The organism is Pseudochrobactrum kiredjianiae (genome assembly GCF_030362795.1).
In the GTDB taxonomy this organism is placed as follows: Bacteria; Pseudomonadota; Alphaproteobacteria; order Rhizobiales; family Rhizobiaceae; genus Pseudochrobactrum; species Pseudochrobactrum kiredjianiae.
Map to the genome: position 1 here is coordinate 90,754 of NZ_JAUCBM010000010.1, position 15,207 is coordinate 105,960.

A 15,207-nucleotide genomic window follows, 5' to 3' on the forward strand; every position below is an offset into this window, starting at 1 on the left:
ACTGATGTTTTTAATACGGGCGGTGTCATGGGTAAAATTTTTAGAAGTACCAATGATGTAGCTCTTGGTGAAATTTATAGTCGAAATGTTGGTGACGGCATAATTTGTGAATGTTTGCGCCTAGGTTTGGCAGAAAGAGAAGTTAAAATTTTCCCCGCAGATTTATCCCGGAGTGATGGATACTCTGTGCCTGAAAAAAATAGTGCTCCAACTAATCTAGGAGCTTCGAGAAAATTTGCAAGGTACTTTGTTAGGCCCAGTCTTTTTCTTAGGCGAATTATCACTTTCACTAAGTGGATTTTTGGCGGTAGAAGGAATTCTATAAATAAATATAAGGATATCTTCGGTAGTAGCGATGGCGTCATCATTGGCGGTGGTCAGAGTCTTGTTGACCGCCAACTTTATTTTCCGCTCGCGATTGAGGCGATCTTAAAGATGGCACGAAACTCGAGAAATCCAGTCGCTGTATTCTCATGCGGTGCAGATGCTAAACAAGGTTGGATCCCACAGCGTATATGCCTTAAGATGGCGCGGGAGGCAGTATATATTTGTGTCCGTGATAATACATCAGCGGAAATGTTCCAGAATCTAGATAAGAAACTTAGAATAGATGTCCGTCCTGATATTGGTTTTTTAGCTGGAAATTTGTACAACCAAGTCGAGACGATGCATAAAAAAATACTGGGCATTAATTTAATGCCCTATGAGACGGTGGCGGCATTACCTGAGGGTGTTAAGATTATTTCACGCGCCAATTACATCGCATTTTGGAGAGCTCTTATTCAGAATGCGGTCTTTCAGGGATGGACGTTCCATATTTTAATAAACGGTGATGTGACTGATTTGATTGCAGCAAAGGAAGTTTATGAAGCTTCTGGCATGAACGAGCGTTTTTTTATCGCAGCTTCACCTACTACGCCATCCGAATTGGTTGATATGTTGCAGAATATAGATATTCTAATAACAAGTCGAATGTACGCAGGAATAGTAGTTTATAGTCTTGGTACGAAAGTTGTCCCTTTAATTTGGGATAAAAAAGTATCAGGCATTTGGCGTGAGGCAGATATCAACGTAAAGCCGATTTCTTTTAATGAGCTGTTTGATGCTAATGTATCGTTTAATTCCAGTCTTGTTTATATATTGAAAGATGTAAATACTGATTGTGTACAACAAGCAAAAGTTCAGAACAAAATAAGAGCCAGAATTAACGAATCGCTCGATAACCTTGCTAAATGCTTCATTCGGAAAGATCTTAATCAAGATATAAGCGTAACAATCTCGTGAACAAGATCCTCGTCGTCAGGGGCTTTTGGCCTACGGATCGAAATCCCATTTCGGGTATTTTCGTCACGCAACAAATCAAGGCCCTACGTGATGCTGGGATTGAAGTTAAGGTCATTGTCTTTCGTTACGTCCTAAAGAATGATCGCTTCCTCACTCCGGAAGAACTTGACCTTCCTACGGGGATTAGATTCTTTAGTTCATTGTCATTTCGCTTGCCAGAATCGTTATCCAAAAGCCGTATGGCCCTTTCATTCATTACATTTATGATGGGCGTCTCCATCTCAACCGCTATTACCCGCCTTTTCCACGCGGACGAACAACCTAGCGATGGGCTTCGTTATTCCGGCGTGTCGGCTATCCGTTGGGCACGCAAGCTGAATCTCAGGACACTGCTGTGTATTCATGGTGTCGACCCGTTTCTGAATCATCCATCAGTAAAGAAATGGGTCAAGTCTGTAGCTTTGCCACTGATTAATTCTATTCATCGCGTTGTTCTGGTTGGCTCTCCGCTTCGACAGCATATAGAAGATATAGGCTTGGATATTGTAAATTCAGTTGTCGTTCCAAATGGAACTCCAAATCCAGAGACTGTGATGAACTCTCGGTACCATGAAAATAGAAACTATCTCACTTTGGTTAGCGTTTCAAATCTTGATGCTCTGAAAGGCATTGATGACAATATCCGTGCTCTCCATATATTAAATAATGACTATGATATTACCGAGTGGCGCTATAATATAATCGGCGACGGGCCTGAGCGAATAGACCTCGAACGGATGGCTACTTCATTTGATTTGCAGATTCGATTTTTGGGGCGGTTACCATATAAAGAAACAATGGACGAAGTGGCAAATGCGGATATTTTCTCATTGCCGAGTTGGGGAGAGGCGTTCGGAATTGTCTATTTGGAGGCTATGACGCGGTTCAAGCCCACGGATGGATGTTTAGGAAATGGCGCGGCTGACATTATCACTGATGGTAAGTACGGCCTGCTGATTCCACCGAAAAACACGTATGCGGTTGCAATGGCACTAAGTCGGCTTTTTGAGGACCCTGAGTTACGCGTAGTCCTTGGAAAACGAGCGCGGCAGACCGCTGAAGGTTCCACTTGGGACGCCAATGAAAAAAGAGTTTTGGATCTCCTAAACTTGAAATCCGCAATCGCGCGTAATGCCTTATGATTTCATCAATAACCATGTATCCCTCAGTCAGTGACCTTATGATAAATGAGTAAATTGTCCAGCCATAGTCGAAAAAATATGGATTTGTTGGTGCGAGGAAGTGGGATGCACAACCACCTGGGTGCTGCGCATATGGTCTTATTTGACTATGCATCTTTGGCAGGTGCGCTGGCATTGCGGCTTGCTTCCGGACCGACTGCCAATCTGAGCTATTTAGTGGTGGCAGTTTATGCGCTTCTCGGGCGTTCACACGCTGTACGCGCGCTGGCCATGTCATGGTTGTTCACGATGATCAATCCGGGCATAGCGCCGGCTGCAAGTGCCGGAGCAATTGGCCGCTATTCAATTTTGTTAGCGGCCGCACTCTCTGCGTTGATACACAGCGGCATGTTCAGCAGTCGGCCGATACTGCGTCCCTTCACTCTCGCCACAATCTTGCTTGGCCTGTTCATCATCCTTCATTCAATGATGTTCAGCCCGATAGTGGATGTGTCCGTACTGAAAGGGATTTCGTGGTCACTCGTAATGGCGACGTCGATTTCCGTCTGGTGTGGACTTTCAGCTCGGGAGAGAGAAGAAGTCTCTGAGCAGATCTTTTGGGGACTGGTTATTATGCTTCTTGTTAGTTTACCCCTAGCCGGGACATCGCTCGGCTATTTGCGCAATGGGTCGGGTTTCCAAGGTATAATGAACCATCCGCAAGCTTTCGGGCCAACGATGGCATTGTTAGGTGCTTGGGCAATCTCGCGTTTACTTGGCGCTGGCACGCGACCACCTTTATGGTTGCTAGGGGTGGCTGCAGCGTCGCTTGCTTGCATTGTCATGTCCGAAGCGCGCACTGCCGGATTGAGTATGGTGCTTGCGGTAGGGGTTGCAGTATTGATTGGGCCGAGACTAGCTGGACGCTCAATTAGGCAAGTGCTGCCGGGTCTGCGAAGCGCTCGCATTTGGATTGTACTTTTAGTTGTTTCGATCGCCAGCGTTGCTATGGCGCCAATCATTGCTAGCAATTTTCAGAATTATATTTCCAAGTCCGGCCGTGCGCAGGTGAACGGTGCCCAAGTTGGCGGCCTTCTGCAAGCTTATGAACGCTCGCGTGGCGGATTGATGGATAAAATGTTCACTAACATCGCCGAACATCCACTCACCGGAATCGGATTTGGAATTGCATCTGAGCTGGAAACTATGGATGTCACGCGTGATCCAGTTCTTGGTCTCCCTATCGGTGCAGCGATTGAAAAGGGTGTGGTGCCAGTTGCCATATTGGAGGAACTCGGGATATTGGGAGCTTTTCTTGTGTTTCTATGGGTATTTCGACTTCTACGTACTGGAGCGCGCGGTGGTATCGCCCCACTCGCTGTTTGCCTGACAGTTCTAGTGCTCAATTTGGGTGAATCTACGCTTTTTTCTCCTGGGGGGCTAGGTCTTTTACCAATGATATTGCTGGGTTGGGCCTATGCAAATGGAAGTCCAAGCGGGAGGTTGCCGCATGGCTGATCCAGTCTGGTTTTGGCAGCGTATTGTCTCACCGCATATGGCTGTGCTTGCTGCTGCGCTCGCCGCTCAGGGGCGTAAAGTTACCTATGTTGCCGAACAGGAGATGTCGGCGGATCGGGCGGCTCAAGGCTGGCACGCACCAGACCTTGGCGAAGCGAATTTGCGTTTTGCGCCGACAGTAAATGCTGTCCGCGCTGCTGTAAGCGATGCACCTGAAACGAGTATCCACGTTTGTCAAGGGCTACGTGGCAATGGTTTGATCGGCATCGCGCAGAAGGCGCTCGCTGAACGCGGTCTTCGGCAATGGTCCATTATGGAAACTATAGATGATTCCGGGTGGCGCGGGGTGCTTAAGCGCATGGAATATAGGCGCGTAATTCGGCAATGGCGTTCTAAACTAGAAGGGGTGTTAGCTATCGGTCACACTACACCACATTGGCTTGCGGCCTGCGGCATACCCCCCGAACGCATTTTTCCGTTTGCATATTTCCTGCCTGAGAGCCATGTACAAAATATGCCTAACTTTGATCCTGCTGCTCCGTTTCGTTTTCTTTATGTAGGTCAGTTTATTGAACGTAAACGCGTAGATTTTCTACTTGATGCACTTGCAAAGTTTATGGAGGTGGAGTTTGAAGTGGCATTGATTGGTTCTGGACCAATGGAAACTAAACTACGGGATATTGCTGATAATAAGCTCCCCGGTCGAGTGAAGTGGCTAGGTAAAAAACCCATTGGGGAAATCCCGTCACTTATGGCTGGAGCAGACTGCATCGTGCTGCCAAGTCGTCATGACGGTTGGGGCGCGGTACTATCTGAGGCGCTAATGGCAGGCACCCCAGCTATCTGTTCAGATTCCTGCGGTGCGGCGGGTGTTGTACAGGCAGGTGGGGGCGCTGTATTTCCTGCTTATGATACACAGGCGTTGGGTGATATCTTAAAAGGTGCCTTGACAGCAGGGAGACAGATGGCAGAACAGCGTAAAGATCTCGCGGCATGGGCACGTTGCCTCAATGCTGAAACTGGCGCGCGCTATCTGGAAGCGGTATTCACCCATGCGCAAGACATGACAATAACAGTCCATCCGACCGTACCATGGGCGCATGTCTTCCGTGAACAGGAAGCCAAATGATGCGAATTATTCACGTCGTTCCATATATAGGCGAAGAGGCTAGTGGGCCTGCTTATACAACAACCGCCTTGAACAATATGACGAATGAGTTGGGCATGGCTTCCCAGCTTGCGGTTACTACGGATAATTATAAAGAGTTGGGAAGTTCAGACTATACGTTGAGGACATTTCAGCGCCATAAGTTTTTGAGGCGACTAGGTCACTCTCCCGAAATGATACGGTGGCTAAGTACTGAAGTCGCTTCAGGTACGGTTGATGTTATCCATAACCATAGCATCTGGATGATGCCAAACGTGTATACAGGTTGGGTAACGAGAGGCCGTAACATTCCGCTTATTGTTTCCCCGCGCGGAACATTTTCAAAGTGGGCGATGAACCGATCGCGAGTTGTCAAATTTTTATTCTGGCACGCTCTACAAAAACGTAGCCTTGCACATACAGCGCTATTTCATGCCACCGCTGAAAACGAATACGAGGACATTCGGCGCATGGGATATCGACAGCCGGTGGCGATAATTCCGAACGGAATTGATATGCCGCAGGCGAAAGCACCTTCTGATAAAAGCAAGAAAACGCTTCTTTTCCTTGGGCGGATACATCCGGTCAAAGGATTAGATGTGCTTTTAAGCGCATGGGCTGAACTGCAGACTGCTTTTCCAGAGTGGCACCTACGCATAGTTGGCCCAGGAAATGTTGGCTATGTTGCTGAAATGCAGGCGCTTGCCAATTCCATTGCTGCGGAACGGGTAGTATTTACGGGCCCACTTTATGGTGAAGAAAAGACACAAGCCTATCAGTCTGCGGACCTCTTTGTTTTACCGACGCATTCAGAGAATTTCGGGATAGCAATAGCGGAAGCGCTTGCTGCAGGTTGTCCTGTTGTGACAACCAAAGGCGCACCATGGTCGGGACTGCCAATACAACGAGCGGGTTGGTGGATTGATATTGGTGTTGATCCACTTAAGCGTGCTTTGCACGAAGCAATGTCGAAATATCCGAGTGAACTTACAGAAATGGGCGCACGTGGCCGCGCCTGGATGGAACGTGATTTTGCATGGAAGCAAATTGCGGCGCAGATGATCGAGTCCTATCGCTGGGTGCGAGAGGGTGGAACCCCTCCAACATGGATACGCAATGACTGAAAATTCTGAAACATCGGAGATGGTACGTGTCGCAGGTCAATCACCTCAATGGGCAAGCGGCGTGGTTCCTATCGCAATCGTTATGATCAGTCTTAACGAGGGCCATAACATGACTGCAGTGCTGGAAAACATTAAAGGTTTTGCTGCCGAGGTTTTCCTTGTCGATAGCTATAGCAGCGATGAGACGGTGGATATCGCGCTTGCGCACGGGGTTCATGTTGTACAGCGCAAATTTCGTGGTTTCGGCGACCAATGGAACTTTGCCATGAGCGAACTGCCGATTACCGCACCGTGGACGATGAAGCTTGATCCGGATGAACGGCTGACAGACGAGCTCAAAAAAAGTATTCGCGGGATTATTGAAAAAAACGGAGCCAACGCTTTTACGCTGCGTCGACGGCTTTGGTTTATGAACCAACCACTTCATGTGATACAGGTCATTTTGCGAGGATGGAAAACAGGTACGTGTCACTTTAGTGACGTGCTTGTGAACGAGCATCCCTTGGTGGAAGAACATGCAACTAATACTGTGGGCTTCTTAGAACACCATGACAGTCCTGATTTACATCATTGGTTTGAGAAACAAAACCGGTATTCATCGGCGGAAGCTCTTAGTACCTATCGGGGCAGTAGACTCGCGTTTTCGCCTCGACTCTTTGGCAACCAACTTGAACGCAGGATGTGGGTAAAGTCGAAACTCATGCACATGCCATTTCGTTCGCTCATTGTCTTTTTGTATTCTTATTTATGGCAGGGGTCTTGGCGAGCGGGACGCGTTGGTTTGACCTGGTCGCGGATGAGATCTGATGTCTACAGAATGCGAGCACGAAAGCTGTTTGAAATGCGTTTGAACGGCAGAGAATTGAGCATACCCGCCTCACCGGCTGGGCAGCCGCATCCTCGCGTCCAACAATTTTGAGGCCCTCATGAAACAAATTCTCCAATCTCTTAAAACGGGCTTCACGGAAGTTGCTGAGGTGCCTTGTCCGGCGCTAGGGCATCGGCAGGTGCTAGTGCGTACTTCTTGTACACTGGTTTCAGCCGGCACCGAGCGCATGCTGGTTGATTTCGGTAAAGCAGGATTAATCGGTAAGGCGCGCCAGCAACCTGATAAGGTTCGTCAGGTTCTGGACAAGATCCGCACCGACGGGCTGGTACCGACGCTTGAAACTGTGCTCAACAAGCTAGATCAGCCGCTACCGCTTGGCTATTGTAATGTCGGGAATGTGTTGGCAATAGGGGCTAACGTTTCGGGTTTTACAGTCGGCGATCGGGTCGTTTCCAATGGCAAGCATGCCGAAGCGGTTTCTGTGCCGGTTAACCTGTGCGCTGCTGTTCCCGATGCAGTCTCGGACGATGAGGCAGCCTTCACCGTGCTGGGGGCAATCGCCTTGCAGGGCATAAGGCTGGTGCAGCCCACCCTTGGTGAAGCCGTAGTCGTGACGGGTCTCGGCTTAATCGGCCTGATGACCGTACAATTGCTACGCGCGCAGGGCTGTCGCGTGCTTGGTTTGGATTACGATCCGGCCAAACTGCGGATTGCGGAAGGATTTGGGGCTGAAACCGTCGATCTCTCGAAGGGAGCCGATCCTATGGTGGCCGCGCAGGCGTTTTCGCGTGGGCACGGAGTTGATGCCGTTATTATCACGGCCTCCACCAAGAGCAGCGAACCTGTGCATCAGGCTGCATTAATGAGCCGCAAACGTGGTCGCATTGTGCTGGTTGGCGTGACAGGTCTTGAGCTATCGCGGGCAGATTTTTACGAGAAAGAACTGAGTTTTCAGGTTTCCTGCTCCTACGGTCCTGGTCGTTACGATCCTAATTATGAAGAAAAGGGTCAGGACTATCCAATCGGTTTTGTTCGCTGGACCGAGCAACGCAACTTTGAAGCTGTGCTTGATATGATGGCAAGCGGACGGATCGATGTAAAACCGCTGATCTCGCACCGTTTCAATCTGGCCGATGCACCAAAAGCCTATGATATTGTAAGCGGTTCTGAACCTTCGCTCGGCATTCTGCTCGATTACTCAGAAAAGGATGTAAAATCGGCTGAAACGCTGATGCGCCGTACAGTACAGCTTACAGCGGTTGTGCCCACTACGGCGGGCAAGGTTGCTTTGGGGGTGATCGGATCAGGGAATTATGCGGGCGCAGTGTTGATTCCAGCATTCAACAAAGCTGGTGCGCGGCTGGTAAGTGTAGCATCTAATGCCGGCGTCAGCGGGCTGCATGTCGGGCGGAAATTCGGCTTCGAAAAAACAACCACTGACGTTGCTGATGTGCTCGCAGACCCCGATATTAATGCGGTCGTGATAGCGACGCGGCATGACACCCATTCCGGACTCGTCTGTCGTGCCTTGCAAGCCCGTAAACATGTTTTCGTCGAGAAACCACTCGCGCTGACATATGAAGAGCTTACCGAGATCGACACAGTGAGGGATGCTGTCAGCGCAGAAACCGGCAGAACGCCGCTTGTTATGGTTGGCTTCAATCGCCGGTTTGCACCACAAATCCAAAAAATAAAAATCCTACTTGAAGGCGCATCCGGACCTAAAGCGTTTGTGATGACCGTTAATGCGGGGAGTATCCCTGCTGAACATTGGTCTCAGGATCGTCTCGTTGGCGGGGGCCGCATTATCGGCGAAGCCTGTCATTTCATTGATCTGCTTCGCTATTTGGCCGGGGTGCCGTTTGCCTCGCATGATATTCGGATCATGGAGGCGAATATGGGCGACACGGCAACGATAACGCTAACCTTTGTGGATGGCTCGATTGGTACGGTTCATTATTTTGCCAATGGTTCGAAGAGCTTTCCCAAGGAACGGCTTGAGGTGTTTTCAAACGGCCGCATTCTCCAACTTGATAATTTCCGTCGCTTGCGTGGGTTTGGTTGGCCGGGCTTCAATAAAATGAATTTGTGGCGACAGGACAAGGGCCAGAAAGCTTGTGCCGCAGCCTTTGTAGTGGCAGTAGAAAAGGGCGGCCCCGCGCCGATCCCTTTTGAAGAGCTGCTCGAGGTTAGCAATTTGACCATCAAGATAGCAGAGAAAGCGTAAGCGTGGGCGAGAACTTGAACCCCAGTATCGACATCATTGCCGGTGCACGACCAAATTTTATGAAAATTGCGCCGATCATCCACGCGCTGGAAAAGCATAAAGCTGAAGGCGGGTCTTTGCGCTATCGGCTTATCCATACAGGGCAACATTACGACACCCGCATGTCAGGAGATTTCTTTAGCCAATTGAGCATCCCGGCACCCGATGTCAATCTGGAGGCTGGATCGGGTACTCAAGCAGAGCAGACGGCAGCAATTATGGTACGTTATGAAAAGCTGCTGCTCGAAGCGCCCAGCAAGCTTTGCCTCGTCGTTGGCGATGTTACCTCCACGATGGCCTGCGCCATAGCTGCGCAAAAGCTGAGAGTTCCGGTTGCTCATGTGGAAGCCGGTATTCGTTCAGGCGATTGGAGCATGCCGGAAGAAATCAACCGCATGGTGACGGATTCCATCACCAATTGGTTTTTTACGACGAGTGAGGAAGCTGGCAAAAACTTGCGTGCAGGTGGTGTCACATCTGAACGTATTTTTTTTGTTGGGAATACAATGATCGACACGCTGCTGGCAAATCTCGACCGGTTGCGTCCACCGTTGTTCTGGAATGAACTGGGTCTTTGTTCGGGGGAGTATTTCGTTGTCACGATGCACCGACCATCCAATGTGGACGCTGGTGCTTCCTTTGAACGATTGCTCATGGCGATTGGCGAAGGTGCTCGTGGATTGCCGGTAATTTTTCCCGTACATCCGCGTACGGCGCGGACATTAGAGACAATCCCCGGGCTGCCATTGACAATAAAATTCGTAGAACCTCAGCCCTATCTCGAGTTCAATTATCTAGTGCGTAACGCGAAAGCTGTGTTAACCGATTCAGGTGGCATCACTGAAGAGACAACAGTGTTGGGTGTTCCTTGCATGACCTTGCGCGAAAATACGGAACGACCAGAAACCGTTACCATCGGGACTAATGAGTTGCTCGGAACCAACCCGGCAGCTCTTGCGCCTGCATTCGAACAGCTCTTTGATGGCCACTGGAAAAAGGGCAACATTCCTGAAAAATGGGATGGACAGACAGGCCAACGTATTGTGACTGCTCTGGAAAGTCTGCTTCTCTCATGACTCCAACGTCTGTACGCCTCTATTGGGAAACTCTGCGTCATCTGCGGCCAGTCCAGTTCTATGGTCGGATATGGTTCCGGATCGCTAACCCAAAAGCTGACTCGCGCCCAGCGCCAGCCCAACGGAAACACAAAGGGAGTTGGGTGAAACCTGCACATAGAGAGCAGAGCCTGACAGGACCAGACGAATTTTTTCTTTTGAACGAGGTACATTCGTTATCGCAACATAGTTGGGATGATCCAGCACTGGCAAAACTGTGGCGTTACAACCTTCATTATTTTGACGACCTGAATGCCAAAGGCTCAACGGCTCGCGTGGAATGGCATAAAGCACTGATTGCGCGCTGGATCGTGGAAAACTCTCCTACGAAAGGATCAGGCTGGGAGCCTTATCCAACCTCGCTCAGGATCGTTAACTGGATAAAATGGGCGTTAGTGGGGAATTCGCTCACGCCTGATATGGTTCACAGTCTGGCTATACAGGTACGATGGTTAACGCAGCGGCTGGAATATCACTTGCTGGGCAATCATCTCTTCACAAACGCCAAGGCGCTTGTCTTCGCGGGTTGTTTTTTTGAAGGCCCTGAAGCGGCAGCATGGCTGCATCAAGGCATGCGCATATTGGCACGTGAAGTTCCCGAACAAATCTTGACAGATGGTGGTCATTTTGAACTTTCACCAATGTATCATGCGCTGGCGCTTGAAGACATGCTTGACCTCGTGAATGTCATACGCAGTACAGGGCTTCCAATACCGAAGTTGTGGGGCGAAAAGCTCGTCACCATGCGCGATTGGCTTGATAGCATGTGCCATCCGGATGGCGAGATTGCGTTTTTCAATGATGCGGCTATGGGTATTGCACCTTCACCCGATGAACTGGAACATTATGCAATTAGGCTAGGCCTTGCGCCAAAAGCCGCACTACCTACAGGATGCACATGGCAAAGTGATAGTGGCTATATTCGTATCCAGCAAGGATGTGTCGTTGCCCTGCTTGATGTTGCAAAAATTGGGCCAGACTACTTGCCAGGCCATGCCCATGCTGACACATTATCATTCGAACTATCGGTTGCTGGGCAGCGAACCATCGTCAATTCAGGCACTTCTGTATATGGAGATGGCCCGGAACGCTTACGCCAGCGGGGCACGGCCGCGCATAATACCGTGGTAGTTGACGCAGAGAACTCATCCGAGGTCTGGTCAGCTTTCCGTGTTGCGCGCCGCGCTCGACCCAAACCACCGTTAATAGAAATGAATGAACAAGGTTGGGACGTCTCCTGTGCACATGACGGATATCGTCGGCTTGTAGGAAAGCCAGTACATCACCGCGCTTGGAAATTCAAAGTTGGCAGCCTAATCGTGTCAGATAGAATTGAGGGCAGTGATAGCCATGCTGAAGCGATGTTCCACTTCCATCCAGATTTGTCTCTCTCACTATTAGAAGATGGTTGTTCGGGGAATTTGGCTATGGATGATAATGTTTTACTACGCTGGAGAATTCACAAGGGAACAGCAAGGTTAGAGCGCTCGACTTGGCATCCTGAATTTGGTATTTGCCATCCGTCACAACGGCTGGTTATCGAACTCTGCAATACTGAAAGTATTATCGAATTCTTCTGGCCTAACACATGATGGTTTGCTTCCTGGCTGCATCGCAGTATCCGCTCAAGATTTTTTTCGCATTTTCATAACCGTCAAGTTGCAACAATCTGACGATGAAATACTCTAACTCGGAACACGCTCTCTCAATGAAAATCCTTTTCCTGACCGACAATTTCCCGCCAGAAGTGAATGCTCCTGCCAGCCGAACCTACGAGCATTGTCGTGAGTGGGTTAAGGCAGTTGATCAGGTCACAGTAATCACCTGTGCTCCTAACTTCCCCACCGGTGTACTTTTCGAGGGTTACCGCAACAGGCTCTTCGCGCGAGAAACTATGGATGGAATAGAGGTGATCCGAGTCTGGAGTTACATAACAGCGAATGAAGGTTTTCTGCGCCGTACGCTGGACTATCTGAGTTTCATGGTTGCGGCCATTCCTGCTAGTTTGCGAGTTAAGAAGCCTGATGTGGTGGTTGCAACGTCGCCGCAGTTCTTTACTATCTGCGCGGGATATGTAGTTAGCAAATTACGTCGCATACCCTTTGTTCTGGAATTACGCGACCTGTGGCCAGAATCTATCCGGGCGGTGGGAGCGATGAAACAGTCTTTCATCCTAGATTGGCTCGAAAAATTGGAGCTCTTTCTCTACCGAAGGGCTACATTAATCATTGTGGTTACTAATTCTTTCAAAGCAAATCTTGTGGCGCGCGGTATTGAGGCAAAAAAGATTCATGTTGTTACTAACGGTGCCGATCTTTCCCGCTTCCAACCTTTGCAAAAAGACAGCGGCCTGGTTGAGACGCTGGGTCTGCAAGGTAAGTTTGTTGCTGGTTATATCGGTACGCATGGATTAGCACATGGCCTAGAAACACTGATAGAGGCCGCTCGCCAGCTTCAAGAAGAAGGTCGCGATGATATCCATCTTCTTTTTCTTGGGGGTGGTGCATCCAAGAAAGCTCTGATGGCACGTGTAAAAGAACAGGGCATCAGAAACGTGACCTTTGTCGATTCGGTACCTAAAGCAGATGTCGTTCGGTATTGGTCATTGCTTGACGTATCGATTATCCATCTGCGCAAGACGGATCTATTTAAGACTGTTATTCCCTCAAAACTGTTCGAGGGCATGGCAATGGGAATCCCAGTTTTGCATGGTGTCCAAGGGGAGTCGGCACAGATCGTCCAGAACGAGGACGCAGGACTAACTTACGAACCTGAAAACGCTGTGGAACTAGCCAGTTTGCTTATTAAATTTGACGATAATCGGGAATTGGCATCAAGACTGGGACGGAACGGGCTGGCGGCTGCGCGCAAATATGACCGCCAGCATTTGGCAAATCGAATGCTTCATCTCATCAAGACTACAAGGCGCTGTGTAAACAAGGACGAACGAGAAAAAAATGAAAAATCATGACAGAAATTCAACCGGCCTTTTTCACAAGGTAGCCGAAAAAATTAGAAACCTAGAAGCTGTCGCCGGTGTCATCGGGCTTGGCTATGTCGGTCTGCCACTTGCTGCAGCTATGGCGCGTAGCGGATTCCGAACAATTGGCTTCGATATTGACGCTGACAAGGTGTCTCGCCTCAACAAGGCGGAATCATATATTGATGCAGTCACATCTGAACAGCTTTCTGATTATATAAGGAAGAACTTGTTCCGCGCTACCTGTGACTCCGCCGAACTAGCCGATTGTGATGTTATTATTATCTGCGTACCGACCCCTTTGTCAAAACAACGCGAACCTGACCTTAGCTACATTGTGCTAACGGCGCGAATGATTGCCAAATATTTGCGCGAGGGACAACTGATCGTGCTAGAATCGACTACTTATCCCGGTACAACCGAAGAGGTGGTAAAACCTATATTGGAAGAAGGAGGGCTTCTTAGTGGCAGCGACTTCTATCTTGCGTTCTCACCAGAGCGCGAAGACCCAGGAAACGCACATTTTGGCACCACGACGATACCCAAGGTTGTCGCGGGAGATGGCCCCAACGCTTCAGCTCTCGCCGAGGCCTTCTATGGAGCGGTGGTCGAGCGTGTGGTGATGGTCTCTTCGCCATCAACTGCAGAGGCTGTAAAAATTACAGAGAACATCTTTCGAGCCGTCAATATCGCCTTGGTTAATGAGCTTAAGGTGATCTACGATGCGATGGGTATTGATGTTTGGGAGGTTATTGATGCGGCGGCTTCGAAACCGTTCGGCTACATGCCATTTTATCCTGGACCTGGTCTTGGGGGGCATTGCATTCCCATTGATCCGTTTTATCTCACTTGGAAATCAAGGGAATACGGGCTCTCAACTCGCTTTATAGAACTTGCAGGTGAAATTAACCTGGCGATGCCGCAATATGTTATCGCCAGTTTGGAACGTGCACTCGACGAACATTTGTCAAAATCACTGGGCTCCGCGAAGGTTCTAATCGTAGGTCTCGCCTACAAAAAAAACGTATCAGATATCCGGGAAAGTCCATCGTTAGCGTTACTAAAGTTGATGGATCAACGTGGTACAAGTATTGGGTACTTCGATCCATATGTACCAAAGGTACCGATCACGCGTGATCATGCCGCACTTGCAGGCCAGCATTCTATTAAGCTTACACCAGAGCTCGTTGAAACTTACGATGCAGTCATAATTGCCACCGATCATGATAACGTCGACTACGATTTGTTACAAAGACATTCCAAGCTGATTTTGGATACCCGTAACGCGTTTGGCAAACGTGGTTACAAATCTGAAAAAATTATTAAAACATAATAAGACTGTGTCTATAGTATAGTGTTTTGGGGGTGGACGCGCCCCCAAAACGGAGCGTTGTATATGGATGCACTTGTCGGCGGATTTCGACGTACTCAGCCCAGCGTACGATTGAGTGCGCTCCAACCAAGGCCAACTTTTGTTTACTGAATTGCAAACTTACGTGTATGCAGCGGTTTGACCATGTTAGATTTGTAATGCCCCATCAATGACTCTGCCCTGGCGCGTTGGCAATAACCGGTAATGGCTTGCCAACCTACCCGGCTAGATACTGCGATAGCATTACGGTTCCAGTCACGCTGATCCGGTGGATCATAACGGGGGTTGTGTCGCATATGTGGAACGGCCCTGATAGCAAGGTTTTTCTGCATTGATGGCCCATGGGACGGTGCAGTCATATGTTCGGCCTGTTAATGCGGCTTTATTCCCGCTGGCCATGATGATATCCGCG

Annotated in this window: 11 protein-coding genes; all 11 read left to right on the forward strand. The window is 49.2% G+C overall.

The annotated features are described in order from the left end of the window. The first annotated feature begins 27 nt into the window (after window positions 1-27). A complete protein-coding gene (locus tag QUF18_RS16060; protein ID WP_289388280.1) occupies window positions 28-1,284 on the forward strand; it encodes a polysaccharide pyruvyl transferase family protein in 1,257 nt (418 codons plus the stop codon). Further along, the gene (locus QUF18_RS16065) at window positions 1,281-2,465 is read left to right on the forward strand and encodes a glycosyltransferase (RefSeq protein ID WP_289388282.1); all 1,185 of its coding nucleotides are present in this window, start codon (window positions 1,281-1,283) and stop codon (window positions 2,463-2,465) included. The genes QUF18_RS16060 and QUF18_RS16065 overlap by 4 nt, the downstream gene beginning before the upstream one ends. A gap of 45 nt (window positions 2,466-2,510) precedes the next feature. Continuing rightward, window positions 2,511-3,962, forward strand: coding sequence for an O-antigen ligase family protein (locus tag QUF18_RS16070; protein ID WP_289388284.1), 1,452 nt, complete (start codon window positions 2,511-2,513; stop codon window positions 3,960-3,962). Then, entirely contained in the window at window positions 3,955-5,091 is a 1,137-nt protein-coding gene (locus QUF18_RS16075) for a glycosyltransferase (protein WP_289388285.1), read from the forward strand. The genes QUF18_RS16070 and QUF18_RS16075 overlap by 8 nt, the downstream gene beginning before the upstream one ends. Continuing rightward, a complete protein-coding gene (locus tag QUF18_RS16080) occupies window positions 5,088-6,233 on the forward strand; it encodes a glycosyltransferase (RefSeq protein WP_289388287.1) in 1,146 nt (381 codons plus the stop codon). The genes QUF18_RS16075 and QUF18_RS16080 overlap by 4 nt, the downstream gene beginning before the upstream one ends. Further along, window positions 6,226-7,152 (forward strand): glycosyltransferase family 2 protein, encoded by a 927-nt coding sequence (locus tag QUF18_RS16085; protein ID WP_289388289.1) that lies wholly within the window; start codon window positions 6,226-6,228, stop codon window positions 7,150-7,152. The genes QUF18_RS16080 and QUF18_RS16085 overlap by 8 nt, the downstream gene beginning before the upstream one ends. 7 nt (window positions 7,153-7,159) lie before the next feature. Then, window positions 7,160-9,289: a bi-domain-containing oxidoreductase gene (locus tag QUF18_RS16090; protein ID WP_289388291.1), complete on the forward strand. Its 2,130-nt coding sequence runs from the start codon at window positions 7,160-7,162 to the stop codon at window positions 9,287-9,289. Window positions 9,290-9,303: 14 nt separating this feature from the next. After that, window positions 9,304-10,404, forward strand: a complete 1,101-nt coding sequence (gene wecB / locus QUF18_RS16095) for a non-hydrolyzing UDP-N-acetylglucosamine 2-epimerase (RefSeq protein ID WP_289388293.1) — start codon at window positions 9,304-9,306, stop codon at window positions 10,402-10,404. A 143-nt stretch (window positions 10,405-10,547) separates the two neighbouring features. Next, window positions 10,548-12,035, forward strand: coding sequence for a heparinase II/III family protein (locus QUF18_RS16100; RefSeq protein WP_289388294.1), 1,488 nt, complete (start codon window positions 10,548-10,550; stop codon window positions 12,033-12,035). Window positions 12,036-12,151: 116 nt separating this feature from the next. Then, complete coding sequence (locus QUF18_RS16105; protein ID WP_289388295.1) at window positions 12,152-13,414, forward strand: glycosyltransferase family 4 protein; 1,263 nt, start codon at window positions 12,152-12,154, stop codon at window positions 13,412-13,414. Then, window positions 13,401-14,756, forward strand: a complete 1,356-nt coding sequence (locus QUF18_RS16110) for a nucleotide sugar dehydrogenase (protein WP_289388296.1) — start codon at window positions 13,401-13,403, stop codon at window positions 14,754-14,756. Before QUF18_RS16105 ends, QUF18_RS16110 begins: the two co-directional genes overlap by 14 nt. Window positions 14,757-15,207: the final 451 nt, after the last annotated feature.